At 38.6% G+C, this 15,672-nt stretch carries 16 protein-coding genes; 7 read left to right on the forward strand and 9 right to left on the reverse strand.

The features are described 5' to 3' along the window. Positions 1 to 7: 7 nt before the first annotated feature. On the reverse strand, positions 8 to 379 hold the full coding sequence (locus tag EHR07_RS03325; RefSeq protein WP_135743765.1) for a PAS domain-containing protein: 372 nt from the start codon (positions 377 to 379) through the stop codon (positions 8 to 10). Positions 380 to 401: 22 nt separating this feature from the next. After that, entirely contained in the window at positions 402 to 806 is a 405-nt protein-coding gene (locus EHR07_RS03330; RefSeq protein ID WP_135743766.1) for a hypothetical protein, read from the reverse strand. Between the two features lie 75 nt (positions 807 to 881). On the opposite strand from EHR07_RS03330, the gene EHR07_RS03335 reads away from it, so the two are divergent. Then, complete coding sequence (locus EHR07_RS03335) at positions 882 to 2,117, forward strand: methyl-accepting chemotaxis protein (RefSeq protein ID WP_135743767.1); 1,236 nt, start codon at positions 882 to 884, stop codon at positions 2,115 to 2,117. A gap of 90 nt (positions 2,118 to 2,207) precedes the next feature. Continuing rightward, complete coding sequence (locus EHR07_RS03340) at positions 2,208 to 2,702, forward strand: DUF4442 domain-containing protein (RefSeq protein ID WP_135743798.1); 495 nt, start codon at positions 2,208 to 2,210, stop codon at positions 2,700 to 2,702. Between the two features lie 4 nt (positions 2,703 to 2,706). Here the strand turns inward: EHR07_RS03340 and EHR07_RS03345 are convergent, their stop codons facing one another. The 5 genes from EHR07_RS03345 to EHR07_RS03365 form a co-directional block, all read right to left on the reverse strand. Next, positions 2,707 to 4,692: a hypothetical protein gene (locus EHR07_RS03345; RefSeq protein ID WP_135743768.1), complete on the reverse strand. Its 1,986-nt coding sequence runs from the start codon at positions 4,690 to 4,692 to the stop codon at positions 2,707 to 2,709. A 192-nt stretch (positions 4,693 to 4,884) separates the two neighbouring features. Beyond that, on the reverse strand, positions 4,885 to 5,352 hold the full coding sequence (locus EHR07_RS03350) for a TraR/DksA family transcriptional regulator (protein ID WP_135568457.1): 468 nt from the start codon (positions 5,350 to 5,352) through the stop codon (positions 4,885 to 4,887). Positions 5,353 to 5,360: 8 nt separating this feature from the next. After that, positions 5,361 to 5,522, reverse strand: coding sequence for a 50S ribosomal protein L33 (rpmG, locus tag EHR07_RS03355; protein WP_081581570.1), 162 nt, complete (start codon positions 5,520 to 5,522; stop codon positions 5,361 to 5,363). Positions 5,523 to 5,556: 34 nt separating this feature from the next. Then, entirely contained in the window at positions 5,557 to 6,501 is a 945-nt protein-coding gene (locus EHR07_RS03360) for a bile acid:sodium symporter family protein (protein WP_135743769.1), read from the reverse strand. 26 nt (positions 6,502 to 6,527) lie between these two features. Next, positions 6,528 to 7,730, reverse strand: coding sequence for an aminotransferase class V-fold PLP-dependent enzyme (locus tag EHR07_RS03365; RefSeq protein WP_135743770.1), 1,203 nt, complete (start codon positions 7,728 to 7,730; stop codon positions 6,528 to 6,530). Between the two features lie 55 nt (positions 7,731 to 7,785). Between EHR07_RS03365 and alr the strand changes: the two genes are divergently transcribed. Further along, the gene (alr, locus tag EHR07_RS03370) at positions 7,786 to 8,916 is read left to right on the forward strand and encodes an alanine racemase (RefSeq protein WP_135743771.1); all 1,131 of its coding nucleotides are present in this window, start codon (positions 7,786 to 7,788) and stop codon (positions 8,914 to 8,916) included. 8 nt (positions 8,917 to 8,924) lie between these two features. Beyond that, entirely contained in the window at positions 8,925 to 9,818 is an 894-nt protein-coding gene (locus tag EHR07_RS03375; protein WP_135743772.1) for an alpha/beta fold hydrolase, read from the forward strand. Here the strand turns inward: EHR07_RS03375 and EHR07_RS03380 are convergent. Next, entirely contained in the window at positions 9,815 to 10,624 is an 810-nt protein-coding gene (locus EHR07_RS03380) for a carbon-nitrogen hydrolase family protein (RefSeq protein ID WP_135743773.1), read from the reverse strand. The genes EHR07_RS03375 and EHR07_RS03380 overlap by 4 nt on opposite strands. Before the next feature lie 20 nt (positions 10,625 to 10,644). On the opposite strand from EHR07_RS03380, the gene argB reads away from it, so the two are divergent. Genes argB through EHR07_RS03395 form a run of 3 tightly spaced genes read left to right on the forward strand, consistent with a single transcriptional unit; the run spans position 10,645 to position 13,882 of the window. Next, on the forward strand, positions 10,645 to 11,523 hold the full coding sequence (argB, locus tag EHR07_RS03385) for an acetylglutamate kinase (protein ID WP_135743774.1): 879 nt from the start codon (positions 10,645 to 10,647) through the stop codon (positions 11,521 to 11,523). A 6-nt stretch (positions 11,524 to 11,529) separates the two neighbouring features. After that, positions 11,530 to 13,275 carry a SpoIIE family protein phosphatase gene (locus EHR07_RS03390; RefSeq protein WP_135743775.1) on the forward strand — a complete coding sequence of 582 codons (1,746 nt, stop codon included), beginning with the start codon at positions 11,530 to 11,532 and terminating at the stop codon, positions 13,273 to 13,275. 16 nt (positions 13,276 to 13,291) lie between these two features. Beyond that, a complete protein-coding gene (locus EHR07_RS03395; RefSeq protein WP_135743776.1) occupies positions 13,292 to 13,882 on the forward strand; it encodes a hypothetical protein in 591 nt (196 codons plus the stop codon). A gap of 39 nt (positions 13,883 to 13,921) precedes the next feature. Here the strand turns inward: EHR07_RS03395 and EHR07_RS03400 are convergent. After that, positions 13,922 to 15,672, reverse strand: a 1,751-nt coding sequence (locus tag EHR07_RS03400; RefSeq protein ID WP_135743777.1) for an efflux RND transporter permease subunit, incomplete at its 5' end; no start/stop codon positions are given.

The raw sequence follows: 15,672 nt of genomic DNA on the forward strand, positions 1-15,672 counted from the left end.
GTAATGTTTACCTTAGTTTGACAAAGATCCAATTGGAATCCGATGATTTATCGTGATACAAATGGATCACAACATTAGTAGGTTTCATTTTATAAGTGAATACATAATTAAAGGCAATGTCTAAATCTCCGTTAATCATTCCTTCTTTAAATCTTCCATAAAAAATTCGATTATTTGTACAAATAGCAACTTCCGTAAAAAAGTTTTTACCGACTGCCGTTTGTATCGGTACATTGGCTAATTCTGACTCATATTTATTATATAATAAAATTTTTCCGTTATTATCTACCTTTACGATTCCAAAAGGAGCAGCATCTGCTTCTGTTTGTGTGAGTGTTCCGAGTTTACCAAGAGTATTTGTGTCTATAAATTTGCTCATCAATTTAGTTCCTAATTTTTTTTTACGTTTCGTATTCAGAATACATAGAATTTAATTGTTCTTCCATTCCTTGGATGAGAGCGATTACCTCTTCCATGGAATTCGTTTTGGTTTTCGAAAACAATAATTCCTTCTCTTCATATAAGCTAATAAGTTGATTTTCTAATAACTCTGCTTCTGGAAGATTGGACTGGATTGTAGTTTCATCGGATGCAGAATTTTCTTTTTCTGCGTACAAAGCTTCCACCTGAGCAATCAAATCTTTTGTCACTTCAATCAAGCTAGTAACATCTTCCGCACCACGCACTTGGTTACGAACCAATTCATTGATCCAATAGATGACGGAGTTTTGAGATTTTGCTTTTTCCAAACGCAAACGTTCGGCGAGCGGATAGTGTTCGTCAATTTCCCTTTTAGTAAATATCATGGTCTAATAGATTAGATGGACAAAAGAATCAATTTCTCTAAAAAAAATATAAAAAAAGTGAATTTCGACTAACCAATGGGAAATAATAAACGCAAACAAGAAATAGAAAACGAAAATTACGAGATTTATCCACAACTCGTCCGTTTAGAAATTTACTTAGTATTTGTCCTGATTGTTTTTTCGATTACAATCTTCCTTCTTGCTACCATGAGTAGTTTCCCTACTTTTTTCTCCGCTTTAATCACGGGAGGGATGGTTTTGCTTACAGGGTTTTCCTTTTATCTGCTACGTAAAAAACGTAAAATGATAAAAGAATGGGTAGGACCAAAGTCCCAAACGGTGGATCCAGTTCTTCTACTTTCAAAATGCGGAATCGATATTAACGATTTTTCTGATACTCTTTTACAACACTGTTCCTCAGTTAAGGAACGTATGGAAACAATCACAAACCATATTTTGGATTTGAATGATAAAATTCACACCACTGGACAAGATATAAATAACGTATATAAAATTGTTTCGCAACTTGCCTTAGAAGAAGTAAAGCTAATGGATGCGGTTGGGAAAACATCTGAAGAAATCAATATCATGTTTGATATTGTAAACATCGTCATTGCAGAAATCCAAAGTAGAAATGAAACAATGGAGAATTTGGTTTTTTTAAGTAAAGACGGTCGTTTGAAGGTAGAAGATACAAACAAAACTATAAAGAAGTTTAGTGAATCTTCTGGAAGTATTTTAAAACTCATTGATTTGATCAATGGGGTTTCTAAAGAAACCAACCTACTTGCGATTAATGCAGCCATTGAAGCAACTCATTCGGGTTCAGAAGGAAAAGGATTTACTGTGATCGCTGATGAAATTGGTAAGTTATCAACAATGACTGCAAACAATGCAAAACAAATTACAAAGATCCTTAAAGAAAACGTAAGTGATTATGGAAAAGCAGAAAAATTGGGAATCGAATCAGGTAATGCCTTCCAATTTATTGCAAATGAAATTCATATTGTCCACGGTACAATTGCAGAGGTCATCCAATCCATTCAAGAATTAAAATCAAGAGGTGGTGCAATCCTTTCCAAAGCAAAAACTCTTGATGATGTAGCAGAAAGAGTAAGAGATACCTCTGGTGAAGTCTACGGCGAAATCATTACGATCCATACGAATTTAGAAGACATTCAAACATTATCTGATACCATCCAAAAAGAATGTGAGGACATTCGTGACGGGCAACAAGATATTTTCCAACTGAGTGCTACGATGAAAAAGAAATTAAGTGAAATTTCAAACGAAACAAACAATTTTTTTTAGTTTACCAAAATCTAAAATTTTATCAATTCCTTAGAAAAAACCAAGAAGAAATAGTAGACCGAGTGTTCTATGGAAATTTACCTTGTGTTTATGAGACACAGGGAAATTCTTCTGGAATACAAAGTCCATCCATTATGGCAATTTTTAGAACAAACTTACGGGTTCGAACAAGCCTTTCGCATGTTCAAACCCTATGAAGGTGCAAATATTCTACCGAGACTCGTAGACAAAAATACGATGGTGGTTTCTATGCCACTGATTCTATCAAACACGAATTATGTGGGCACTCATTTCGGTGGATCCCTTTACTCTATGTGTGATCCCTTCTTTATGTTTTTATTAATGATGAATCTTGGAAAAGATTATATGGTTTGGGACAAAGGGGCAAAAATTGATTTTGTCAAACCAGGAGAAGGTACGGTTACTGCCACCTTTCATATTCCCAACAGTGAATTTGAAGATATCAAAGAATTCTTAAAAAAAGAGAAAAAAACCGTTCGGACCTATGAAACCGAAGTGGTTGGTGAAGATGGGAAAACTGTCGCCAAAATCACCAAGGATTTATACATTCGAAGGTTGGTTTAAGTATTTAAAATTGAATTCGGTTGTTCGCATCAAACTGAGACCTGGGCAACCGAAATTCTAATTTTGATCTAGATTTTAGTCGGATATAGGATGCTCCCTTAGGGCATTCTCCTGTCCAACTATATCCTAGTTTCGATTCCGTAAATAACTCTTGTTTAATGAGAGTTCGATCAGAGTTTAAAAATAAAATTTCAACTACTGGACTTCTGTTGTTGGTTTCTAAATAAATTTTCCCTGACCTGGCAGATCCATATTCTGAAAGTTTCCATTCCCAAACCTTCCCGTGGAATTCATATTCAAAGTTAGGCGCTCTTGGTGGTAATGTAGCTGCCGTTTGGAATTCTTTAAGTTGAGTTTTTCGAAACTCAGAACCAATTCCAAAATCCCAGTACCTTTGCGAATAAAATAAAGCGTAGTTTAGAGGAAGACCCACAGAAAGGATCAGGAGCAAAGGAGAAAACCAAATGGTTTTTCTCAGTTTATCAAAAGAAAGAGAATACCCTGTTCCTTTTTCACCAAAAAGGATTAAGTAAAAACATAGAAAGGCACCATCAGAATTTTGAAATTGAACTCCAAAAAAAAGCGGCAAAACTAGAAGTAAGGTTTGTTTCCAAAGCCCTCTCTCCCAGAGAAACAATCCGATATAAAATAAAAATACAATGGCACCTAAAATTCCCAAATCATGCACCAACCAAAGATAAAAATTGGGTGGGAAGTCGATGAGAGGACTAGATGTTTTTGTACCAATGCGAAAGGGGTCAAGCATCGCCAGTGGGAAAGATCCAATTCCATTTCCCAACCAAGGATTGTTTTTGATTCCTTCCATACAAATGGTAAGAAGTTCTGCTCGGACAACATCCATTCTTTTTAGTGCCAAATATGGATCCGATTTCCAAACAGGGATAGCGGTCATAGTTCTTTTGGATAACTCAACAAGATCCCAATCTTTTTGTAAAAAACTAAGTCCATACAAAGTAAAAAAACCAACTATGGGAATTAAAAAATACAATCCAATCCTAGTGATTCTTTTTTTTGTAATGGATACAATCCATAAATCGGTCGTTAGGTGGATCATCCCAATGGCAATGGAAATTGTCCAGATAACCCAAAACGCTTTTCCCTGTTTTAATCCAAGCCAAGTGACAAAAAAGAAAGTGAATATGGTTAGAACCAAACTAAATCTTTCTTTGGATTTACGCCAAGTATTGACAAGTTTTGAAATCCATAATAAAGAAAGGACTGGCAAAATCCAGGAAGCAGAACCTGAGTCTTGTAAAAGACCTGTTGTACGGCCCGCACTCACACTTTCTAAAGTTCCTTCGGAAAAAAATTCCAAACTCCAAACAAATTGGATACACATCACAAGTAAATTGATACCAAAACCTACAAAAATCCCGAATCTAAGTTGTTCCGACAAACTATCCTTAGATGGTGTAGGCATAGATCTTTCTTCTGAAAAAAGATATAATATTACAAGTGAAACTGGAACTAAGATTTTACAAGAAAGGCCCATAGCCTCCCTTGAAGAAAGAGATGGAAAATACAAATACTCTTGGATTCCCAGTCCTGTTACCAAACCAAGACCTTGGTATTGGAAAAAACAAAGCACAATGAGGATTAAAAGAAACAATATAAAACCAAAATAAGTAGAATACCAAATAGGAAGGTTGGATTTGCCCGTGGGATTGCGGATCATCCAGTCGGTTAGGATTTGATCGGATTGTTTAGGTAAGGCAATTTCATTTCTACCGAGAAGGACTAAAATGAATTCCCTAGTCCAAATTCCTAAAATGGCTCCTAAAAACAAACCTACCAACTGGTAGGAACCCAACATCGGCAATCCTGAAAGATACGGAAGGCGTAAAAACGTAAACACTCCCAGAGCGGTAAAAATCCTACCCCATTTCCTCTGGTAGAATTGAGGAAAAAAACCAAAAGCAAATTGTAAAAGAAAAGATGGATAGAAGGAAGGTCCGGGGACAGGTTCCACATACCTGTGGAGGCTCCATAAGGAGAAGGTACAGAAAAAAAAGAAAAGGAGGTCAGAAATCGGTAACGAACGAAGGCGGCCTAGAAAACTCACGATAGAAAGAGTTTAGTGGCTTACGTGGTGAATCAATTGTAAAATTTTATGAAGTGGGAGAATTCGAGATCGGTTTTGAAAAAAGAAATAAGGACTCTCTTAGTCCAGAGAATCCACATCCATTCCAGTAACTGGGTATGCAGATAAAGAATCCATACGGTATCCACCAGCACGGTTACGGCTCTTCGCCATTTGTTCCGCAAATTCCACAGTAAATCTTGTCCACGGGATGGCTTTGAGCCTTGCGAGTGGAATTTTTTTCTTCGTTCCTTCGCAAATCCCGTAGGTTCCGTTTTCAATCTTTTCTAACGCAAGTTCGATCTCACGTAGAGTTTCAATTTCGTTTTCAGTCAAAACAGAAGTTAAGGCCTCTGAATTGAGTTCGGATGCGATATCGGCAATATCACCCATCTCTTTCAATCCAGAAGGAGAACTGGTGTCTTCCCACTGATTGAGTTTGATTAAGAGGGACTCTTTTTTCTCTTGGAGGAGCTCTCGCACCTCTTCAATGAACTTTTTGTCCACTCCCTTCTCTGACGATGAAGATTTTGCAGCTGGTTTAGGCATCTTATCCCTTAGACTTTGGTTTCCTTGTGATCCGTATGTGATTTGCAAAATTTGCAATATTTTTTAGTCACAAGTTTTTCCGACTTAGTCTTCTTGTTTTTAGTCTGGAAGTAATTTGACCGCCCAGGTATCGCACATGGGACACAGGTTAGTTTTATGATTTCTCTCATAATTTATGCCATGACGTACCGACCCCATATATAGTCAATCGACAATAGAGGGTTTTTTCTGTTCCTTTCTGAAATAGGTAGCAAATAGACTTCCCAGAAGCGAATGGGTCAAACTCGATAAAGCACTAGGAATGGCGGTGTTCGGGTCGAGAAAATGGGTCCTGGCGAGCACGGCCCCAAGCCCCGAATTTTGCATCCCTACTTCGATGGAGATGGTTTTGGACGTTTTTGCATTCTTTGTCAAATACCAACTAAAAATTCCACCAAACCCAAACCCACCTAAATGCAAAAGGATCACTGCAAAAAAGATTCGAAAGTCAGAATTTAAAATGGTTTCTTTCCCACTGGCAATAATCGAAGCCACGATCATTGCAATCAAGAGTACAGAAAGTACGGGAAAAAAATCCTGAACTTCTCTGGTAAGTTTGGGGAAAAGGGATTTTAAGAATAATCCTAAAGCAACGGGAACTAAAATCACTTGGAAGGTTGTAAACACAAGTCCCAACCGGTCAATCTCCAATCGACTGCCAATAAGAATCGCAACAAGAAAGGGAGTCATTAAAATTCCAAGGATAGTGGAAACAGAAGTTAAGGTAACACTTAAAGGCACATCTGCTTTGGATAAAAATGTGATTACATTAGAGGCCGTTCCTCCGGGACAACAAGAGACAAGGATAAGTCCCACAGCAAAGGCTTGCGGTAGTTGGAACAAATATCCGAGGGAATATCCAAGGATGGGCATAATCGTATATTGTAATACAGTTCCAATAAGAATTGGTTTTGGTTGTTTTAAAATACGAATAAAATCTTCTGCTTCCAGAGTGAGTCCCATCCCAAGCATAATGGCACCGAGACTATACGTAATCCAAGGACCTTGGAACCAAATGATTTTTTCAGGAAATACAAAACCAATCCCCGAAATCAAAAGAAGCACAAGGGGAAAGGCATTGACAAGGAGTTTCGAAATTTGAGTAAACATAGTTAAATTTAAGAAATAAAGTCCGCCTAACTTTGGTTTAAGTATTCGGTTAACGCCTTTTTCACCCGGGCCACATGTTCTTCTTCAATGGCTATATGAGGAGCCATTCGTAACCGGCCCAGTCGCACCGCTGTTGTGATTTTTCTTTGTTTTAAAAAAGCCTGGATGGCTTCCGGTTGGAATTTGGACGGATCTTTATGGCCTGTGATGGCAAGGATCCCTGTTTTTATTTGGGGAAATGCATCTGATTCTAAAGTAAATCCGAGATCATGAATTGCTTCCTTAAACATTCCTGCCACTTCATAAATCCGTTCCCTAACCCGAGAAAACCCAAGAGTTGATAACATCTTTAGAGAGGCATAAAAATAAATCCAATCATTGAAATTGATAGTACTTTGTTCAAATTGGTCGGCAGCAGGTTTCCATTCGTCCCGATAAGGGAAATAGTTGGAATCGTTGACGACACTGGCCTGGCCTTTAAAGATGAGTTTGAATCCTTTGGATTCTTCTTTAGATAAATACACAACTCCCAAACCCAATGGTCCAAGTAACCACTTCCAGGCGGCAAAAGCACAAAATGCCACTTTCAATTTCCCAAAATCGAGAGGGATATGACCTACCGCTTGGCTTCCGTCAATCACGAGTTTGGTGGAGCTTGTTTCACAAAGTTTGGAAACGGCTTCCATATCAAAAACCACTCCCGTACACCAATGAACAGGCGATAGGCTAAGAATGTATACATCCCCTTTACCTAATTCGGTTTTGAGATTTGTTAAAAATTCATCGGGGGTTTTTCCCACTGGGATAAAATCTAAACCAACTCCCTTATCTTTCCAATGTTCCCAAGGATATACATTACTAGGGTATTCATTTTCCAAAACAAGGATTCGTTTTCCCTTGGGGATTTGAATGCTATGAGAATAAAGATTCATCCCCTCACTTGTGTTATGCACAATCCCAATTTCCGATGGATCACAATTTAGAATTTCTGAAATATAACCTTTGATTTTGGACTTAATCACAGGTTCTGCAAAACTGGGGGCAAAAATCCCATACCTTGCATATTCCTGAAAGTAGAGATTCATCATATCGATGGCATAAGTAGAAACAGGGGTGGTCCCACAATAATTCAACCAAACGGAATCATTTTGTACGGGAAAATACTGGGAGATCCCTTTCCATTGGGAAAAGGTAGGAAACGATGGAAGTTCGGATGGATTCAGAGACATGCAAAAATAGAAATATCTGAAGCGACAGAAGAGAAAAGTAAAAAAAAATGGGACCGTGCTCTCTTCTCGGATTTATCTCTCTCGGTCGGCGTTTAGCCACAATATTGCCCTCTTTCGAAAGCTGATTGGACCCAAAACCAAGTTTACTGCCATTATCAAATCAAATGCTTATGGGCACGGCCTTCTTGCAACAGCCTCCATCGCTCTGGATGCAGGTGCCGATTATTTGGGAGTCAATTCCTTAGAAGAAGCCCTTTCCATTCGGCGCGTTTTTCCAAAAGCCACAGTTTTGATTATGGGGAGCATTCCTGATCTGAAAGAAAGAAAGGAATCATTGGCAGATGAAAATTTTTGGGTTATGGTCTCTCGGGTGGTAGAAATGGAAATTCTCTCCAAACTTTCCCCTACACCCAAAATCCATCTGAAAGTGGACACAGGGATGTCTAGGCTTGGAATTCCCGCAAGCGATGCGGATGCTCTTGCCAAAGAAATTTTCGAAAAAAAACTCCCTCTTTCGGGAATCGCCACCCACTTTGCCAGCACAGAAGATTTTACAGAACATAGTTATTCCATGTTACAACTGAGTAAGTTTCAAGATACGATCGACACATTCGCTAAACACGGGTTTATCGATCTTATTTGCCATTGCGCCTCGTCTGCATCTGCTATGTTATTTTCAGAAGCAAGGATGGATTTGGTTCGTGTGGGAATTTCTCTCTATGGACTTTGGCCAAGTCTTGAAACAAAACTGTCCCTTTCTCTTATGAAAAAAGATGTGGGGATGTTAAAACCAGCTCTCAGTTGGAGAACCCAAATCCAACATATTCAAAATCTAAGCCAAGGTACATTTATTGGCTACGGATCTACTTATAAAACCACACATGATACAAAATTGGCAGTGGTTCCCGTCGGATACTATGAGGGACTGGATCGGAAACTTTCGAATCATGGTTATATGCTCATTCGTGGGGAACGAGCCAAAATTTTAGGTCGGATTTGTATGAATATGACAATGCTTGATATCACACATATCCCTGATGCAAAACTAGGTGATGATGTTGTCATTTTGGGTAAGTCAGGAAATGAATTCATTTCCGCAGATGATCATGCCGCTTGGACTGGGACCATTAACTACGAAGTGGTAACAAGAATTTTGGGATCGTTTCCCCGTATTATTGAAGACTAGAGGATTTTATGTCAGAGAGACAAATTTATAATTGGAAAAATCATAGATTAACCTACGTGAAACATAAATCACTCAATCCGAAGGCCAAAGAAACCATTGTCCTTATTGGTGGTTGGTGTTCTGCTGCTGGGTATTGGGGTCTTAACATACCTTTTTTTCGCCAGTTCGGAGATGTCATTGAACTAGACTTAGTTGGTCATTATCCTGCAGAAATTATTGATCAAAAAAAAGGTTTAACCCTCCAAGACTTTTTAGAAACACAGGCACAAGGAATTTGGGCTTCGGCTGGAGAAAAAGACATCACATTAGTTGGTCATTCGACAGGTGGGATGGCAGTCCTTGCCATCGCTTCCCTTTTCCCACAAAAAATCAAACAAGTGATTTCCATTGCTCCCTATGTCCACGGACCCGTACCTGGAATTTTAAAAATTGGTGTGATGGGACTCCGCGCCAACTTGGGTACTTTTTTTGACTTTGGATTCAAAATTGGAAAGGCCCTTCCCAAAGCCTTACAAATCGGATTTTCCTATGGAGTGTATGATTCGAGAGCCTTCCATGCCCGCGAAGACATCAAACAATTTTTAAAAGATTACAATCCACAATTTGAATGTTTGAATCCAAGACAAATCCTAATGATCCTAGAAATGTTAGATAGAACCGATATTCGTCCCCTAGTCTTTGGAAATCAAGTTCCTACACTCATTATGCGAGGAGAAGAGGATCCGATCATTCCAGGAAAAGATGTAATGGAACTGGAAAGAACCACACCTCATGTCAAAGCAGTGTTGTTTTCTGAATGCGGACATTTTGTACACATGGAAAAACAACAGGCAGCGGAAAAAGTTATGAAAGATTTTATTCTTATGAAAAAGGTCTCTTCCACAAAGAAATCCTTTTTCTAAAATAAACGGTGGTTCAAACTGGGAAGTTGATTTCTAATTTCGCTTAACTTTTGTAAGTCGATTTCTGCAATCGCAAAACCTTCTGTATTGTGAATCTCATCTAAAATTTCCCCCCAAGGCGAAATGATGAGAGAATGGCCAAAGGTTTTTCGGTTCCCATGTGGATCGTGGACTCCCGTCTGTCCCGGTGCTATGACATACATAAAATTTTCAATGGCACGAGCCCGTAGGAGTACATGCCAATGTGCCTCCCCTGTGGGAACGGTAAAGGCTGCGGGTAAAAAACAAAGTTCGACTCCTTTTTCGGAGAGAGCACGAAAAAGTTCTGGAAAACGAAGGTCATAACAAATGGCGGAAGAAATTTTTCCGTATTCTGTTTGGATGACATCGGGAACCTTTCCCCCACTTTCCGTAGAATTGGATTCGCTATAATTAAATCCATCACCTACCACAGCGTTGAATAAATGAGCTTTATGATACCGAAACACTTCTTTTCCTTCAGGGTCTCTCATACTAGCGGTATTGTAGACCTTTCCTGTTGGTGCTTGGGTAGGAAAACCTCCTCCTAGAAGATAGATCCCCAGGTCTTTGGCTGTTTCTTGTAAAAAAACATTTGTTTCTTCTTCGATTTGCCCCAGAAGATTTTTTTTCTCAGCTTCACTTCCCATAAAGGAAAAATTTTCGGGAAGACCAATGACCTTGGCACCAGCACTTGCCGCCTCCTCTACAAGTTGCCTACACTTAGTTAGGTTATTTGAGACTCTTGCTGTACTTGTGACTTGCACTGCGGCGGCTTTAAATTTCATTATCATAAATGAGGACTTTTATGAACCACCATTCTGAAAAAATCAATCATATCTTGGAAGCACTTCCCTATTTGATCAAATATTCTGGAAAAACCATTGTCATCAAATACGGCGGGGCGGCGATGGTGGAAGAAGAATTAAAAGCATCTTTTGCTGAAGATATTGTACTTCTAAAATATTTAGGAATCAATCCAGTTGTGGTTCACGGTGGTGGACCAGAAATTAATGCCCTAATCAAATCTCTCAATCTCAATACACAGTTCATTCGTGGACATCGGGTGACTGACGAAGCCACTATGGAAGTGGTGGAGATGGTTCTTACAGGAAAAGTAAACAAACAAATTGTTTCTCTCATCCAAGAAAAAGGTGGAAAACCAGTGGGTCTCTCTGGAAAAGATGGGGGGCTTGCTATCGCTGAAAAATATCTGATGGAAGTGGAAGCAGAAGATGGGAAGGTACAAAAAGTAGATTTGGGCCTTGTGGGTGAAGTGACTGAAGTTGATTCCAATATTTTACTCACCTTACAACGAGAAGGTTTTATACCTATTATCTCACCTGTTGCCATGTCAAAAGAGGGACAAACATTAAACATCAATGCAGATACAATGGCTGGGGCTATAGCAGAAGCACTTCATGCAGACAAACTCATTTTACTCACTGACACACCCGGCATCCTTATTGATGGCCAATTGGTAACCGGTCTCAAAAAAGCTGATATACAAGGACATATAAAAAGTGGACAGATCTCTGGTGGCATGATACCAAAAGTAGAGTGTTGTTTGCGTGCGATTGACTCTGGAGTCAAAAGAGCGCACATCATTGACGGACGTGTTGCCCATTCGGTCTTAATTGAAATTTTGACCAACCAAGGGATTGGAAGTTTGATCGAACAAGGATAGATTCGGATGCCTACAAAACTACTGACATTAGGTCTGATTTCAGACATTACAAGCCGTATCAACTCTCATGAAGATTTGGACACACTACTTAGCGAAATCATGGGAATCACTCGGGATGTTCTTCAAACGGAAGGTTCTTCCCTACTTCTGTATGATAAAGAAAATGATCAGTTAGTTTTTAATACCACCAGTGGATTAAAAGAGGAATCACTTGCACACCTAACAGTTCCTAGGGGAAAAGGGATTGCAGGTATGGTGCTCGAAACTCTCAAACCAGAAATTGTAAACGATGCCGCAAACGATCCAAGGATTTTTAAGGCCATTGACCAAAAAGTGGGCTATGTCACGAGGAACTTACTTTGTGTACCTATGGTTGCTCAAGGAGAAGTACAAGGTGTACTGGAAGCAGTCAACTCTCTCGACAATCGTGATTTTAATCATACCGATATTAAAATTTTAAAATATCTTTCTAACTTAGCAGCCATTGCCGTCAAAAATCGCCTTCTGATCGATAGCCTTAATTTAAGAGCCAACGAACTCAATGGTTTATTCCAAATCTCACAAGCACTTGCCAATATCCAAAGTTCCGACGAATTTATGGACCTTGCTGTAAAAACCATTTCCGAAGTTTTACAAGTAGATAGAGTTTCCCTTCACTTTGAAAAGATTGAAAAAAAAGGCCTGCCAAGAACAAAATCCAAAGGATTTTCTGACCAAATCCATGATGAAGATGTAGAAACTTTATTATTTGCTGACAAAGCCGATTGGATGTTCAAAGGGTATAAAATCATTACGGCAAATTCTCCGCAAGGAATGCAACTCACACACAAAGGATTATTCCAACATAGTATGATCATCTTCCCCATTCTAAAAAACAAAGAATGGCTTGGTTCCCTTTTAGTGTCCGACAAAACATCTCGAACAAGGTTTGATGAGATGGACATTCGTATTTTAAGAACTCTTACAAACCAAGTAGGTGAAGCTTATACAGCCTTACAAGTAAAGATACAAAGTGAACGATTGAAAAACATAGATCGCGATATGCAAGTTGCTGCGATGATTCAAAAACATTCACTCCCTATCATCCCGAAACAGTACTCCCTATTAGAATTTGATACCTACTACCAAGCCTCCCGTGAAATTGGTGGGGACTTCTATGATATGGTAGTACACGGTAAAGATGAAGTGTCTGTGATTATCGCGGACGTTTCGGGGAAAGGAACTCCTGCGGCTCTTTTTATGGAATTTTCTAAAACGGTTTTACAACAAGAGGTTGCAAAAACCACTTCGACAAGTGAAGCGCTCTTCAATGCAAACCAAATCTTACAAGACAAATCGGGATTTCTTATGTTTGTCACTGCGATGCTAGTGAGAATCAATATGACAAAAAAAGAATTAACTTATTCTTCTGCAGGTCATAACTTACAAATCATTTATCGCAAAAAACATCATAAAATCCAACATCTTTCTGGCAAAGGCCAACCGATGGGAATTGGGAAATGCGATTTTTCAGAACACACAGTGAGTTATTTACCGGGTGATCTTTTGGTTTTATACACTGACGGTGTTACAGAAGCCATGAATATGAAAGAGGAACTTTTTTCAGAAGAAAGACTCGAATCGGTAATTTTATCTCATATCAACGATCCTCCAGAAGTCATTAGACAAGCTATTTTACAAAAAGTAAGTGAATTTGTGGGAGAAGCAGAACCTCACGATGACCTTTCTCTCTTTATTATTCGTCTAAACTAATAATAAAGGAGTTTTTATGAAACGCATTTTATATGCAATGGCAGTGTCCTTACGATTGGATAAACTGCACAAAGCCATGTTAGATGCTGTCATCGAAACACGGGTCAAAAACGCGTTACAGGCATCCGATAAGTTACGCAAAGAACAGGACCGTTTGCGAGAAATAGAATTCCGAAAACAATTGGATGACCTACAAAACAACCATAACAGCAGTTTTGAAAATTATAAACTAGAAACAGAAAATCTAATCCGTATTTTCAAAAACCAGATCCTTGTTGAGAAAAAAGAAGTTCTCAAAGAACGCGAGATCGTAAAAGAAATGCAACGCCAAGCCATGATCCGCGAAAATAGATTCCAACATTATATTTTACGATTCAAAGAAATCCTATTTGTAAATAAAAAGGTAGTGGAATCTATCCAAAGTTTGGTCAAAGTAGAATCGAACATCGAAGATCTGTTATACGAAATTGACAACTACGACGAAAGTAAGTTTATCAAAAAACCAGAAATGATTTTGGATACCGAGTTTCTAAAAGAACTCCATAAAAAAGAAGAAGAGATCCGGGACAATATTCTTAAGTTTCAGAAAAAAGTGGAAAATAGCTGATCATAAAGATCAGCTATTCGCCTTCATTATAATTATCTTTTAACTTAACATTACACGATTTTCTCTATCTAGCTCTCCCCTTTTCCAAAGGAAATAAATCGCAGGATAAACAATAAGCTCTAAGACAAAACTTGTTGCAAGCCCTCCGACCATTGGAGTTGCTATTCTTTTCATCAAATCCGATCCAGAACCAGTGGCCCACATGATTGGCAACAATCCTATAAATCCAGAAAGGACAGTCATCATTTTGGGACGAACTCTGTGAACCGCACCTTCGATAATGGCTAATTTCAAATCGCCAATTGTTTTTAGACGATTAGAATTTTTATGTTTTTCATAGGAAAGATCCAAATACATTAACATAAACACACCCGTTTCAGCATCTAGTCCGAGTAATGCGACAATCCCCACCCAAACTGCTACCGAAATCTGATAATCCAAAACAAATAGAAGCCAGAATGCACCAATCATGGAGAAAGGAACCGCAGTCAAAACGATTGCTGTTTTTGTTATCGATTTAGTATTCATATAAAGTAAAAAGAAAATCAAAACCAAAGTGATGGGAACCACAATGAACATCCGGTTTCGAACTCGAATGATATTTTCATATTGCCCACTCCATTCCAAAAAAACACCTTTAGGCAAATCAATTTCCGATGTTACAATCGTTTTCATTCGGTCGACAAAACCGAGTAAGTCACTCTCCGTGGTATCCAAATAAACATACCCGGTTAAAAATCCATTTTCATCTCGGATCATCGTTGGCCCAATATTGTATTCAATGGATGCAAGATAACTTAAAGGTATGTGTGCCCCTTTCTGTATAGGAATCAAAACCTTAGAAATCATTTCCAAACTATCTCTATACTCTCTTGGATAACGAATTTGAATTGAATACCTTTCTCTTTTTTCAATCGTGGTGGAAATGGTTTCCCCTCCCAAAGCAGAAAGAATTGTTTTTTGAATTCCTTCGACAGTAAGCCCATATTTTGCAGCTAACTCACGTTTTATTTTTATATCAATATAATATCCCCCCGAAGTTCTTTCCGCAAATATAGAACGAACGCCCTCTCTGTTTTTTAGCACGTTCTCAATATGGATTCCCACTTCTTGAATTTCTTCCAAGTTTTCACCTAATACTTTAATTCCAATTGGTGTCCGAATCCCCGTTGATAACATATCGATACGCGCACGAATCGGTTGTGTCCAGGCATTAGAAAAACCAGGAATCGTAAGCTTCTCGTTCATCTCTCTGACAAGGCCTTCTTTGGAAATGCCGGGCCTCCATTCTTTTTCCGGTTTCAAAGTAATGACTATTTCGAACATAGAAATAGGAGATGGATCCGTAGAAGTTTCAGCCCTTCCGGCTTTGCCATAAACTGATTTTACTTCAGGAAAACTAGACAACCTTTGGTCCATGAGCTTTAGCACTCGTTCCGCCTCACCAATGCTAATTCCGGGTAAGGTAGTGGGCATATAAAGAATAGATCCTTCATTGAGTGGAGGCAAAAATTCAGTTCCTAGTTTAAAATAAATGGGAATTGTTAATACAAAAAGTCCAATCGCGAATGTTATAGTTAACTTTGGATGGATTAATACTTTTTTGACAATCGGTTCATAAAAAGAATATAACCTTTTACTAATGGGATGGTTGTCTTCTGAATAATATTTACCAACAAAAATATGGGTTAGAATGGAATTTATAATCGGAGTGAACTTAGTAAACGGATCCATCCTAGTAAATAACATTCGAAAAGCAGGATCGAGTGTAATGGCAAGGAGAGCTGCAA

The organism is Leptospira bandrabouensis, from assembly GCF_004770905.1.
GTDB lineage: Bacteria > Spirochaetota > Leptospiria > Leptospirales > Leptospiraceae > Leptospira_A > Leptospira_A bandrabouensis.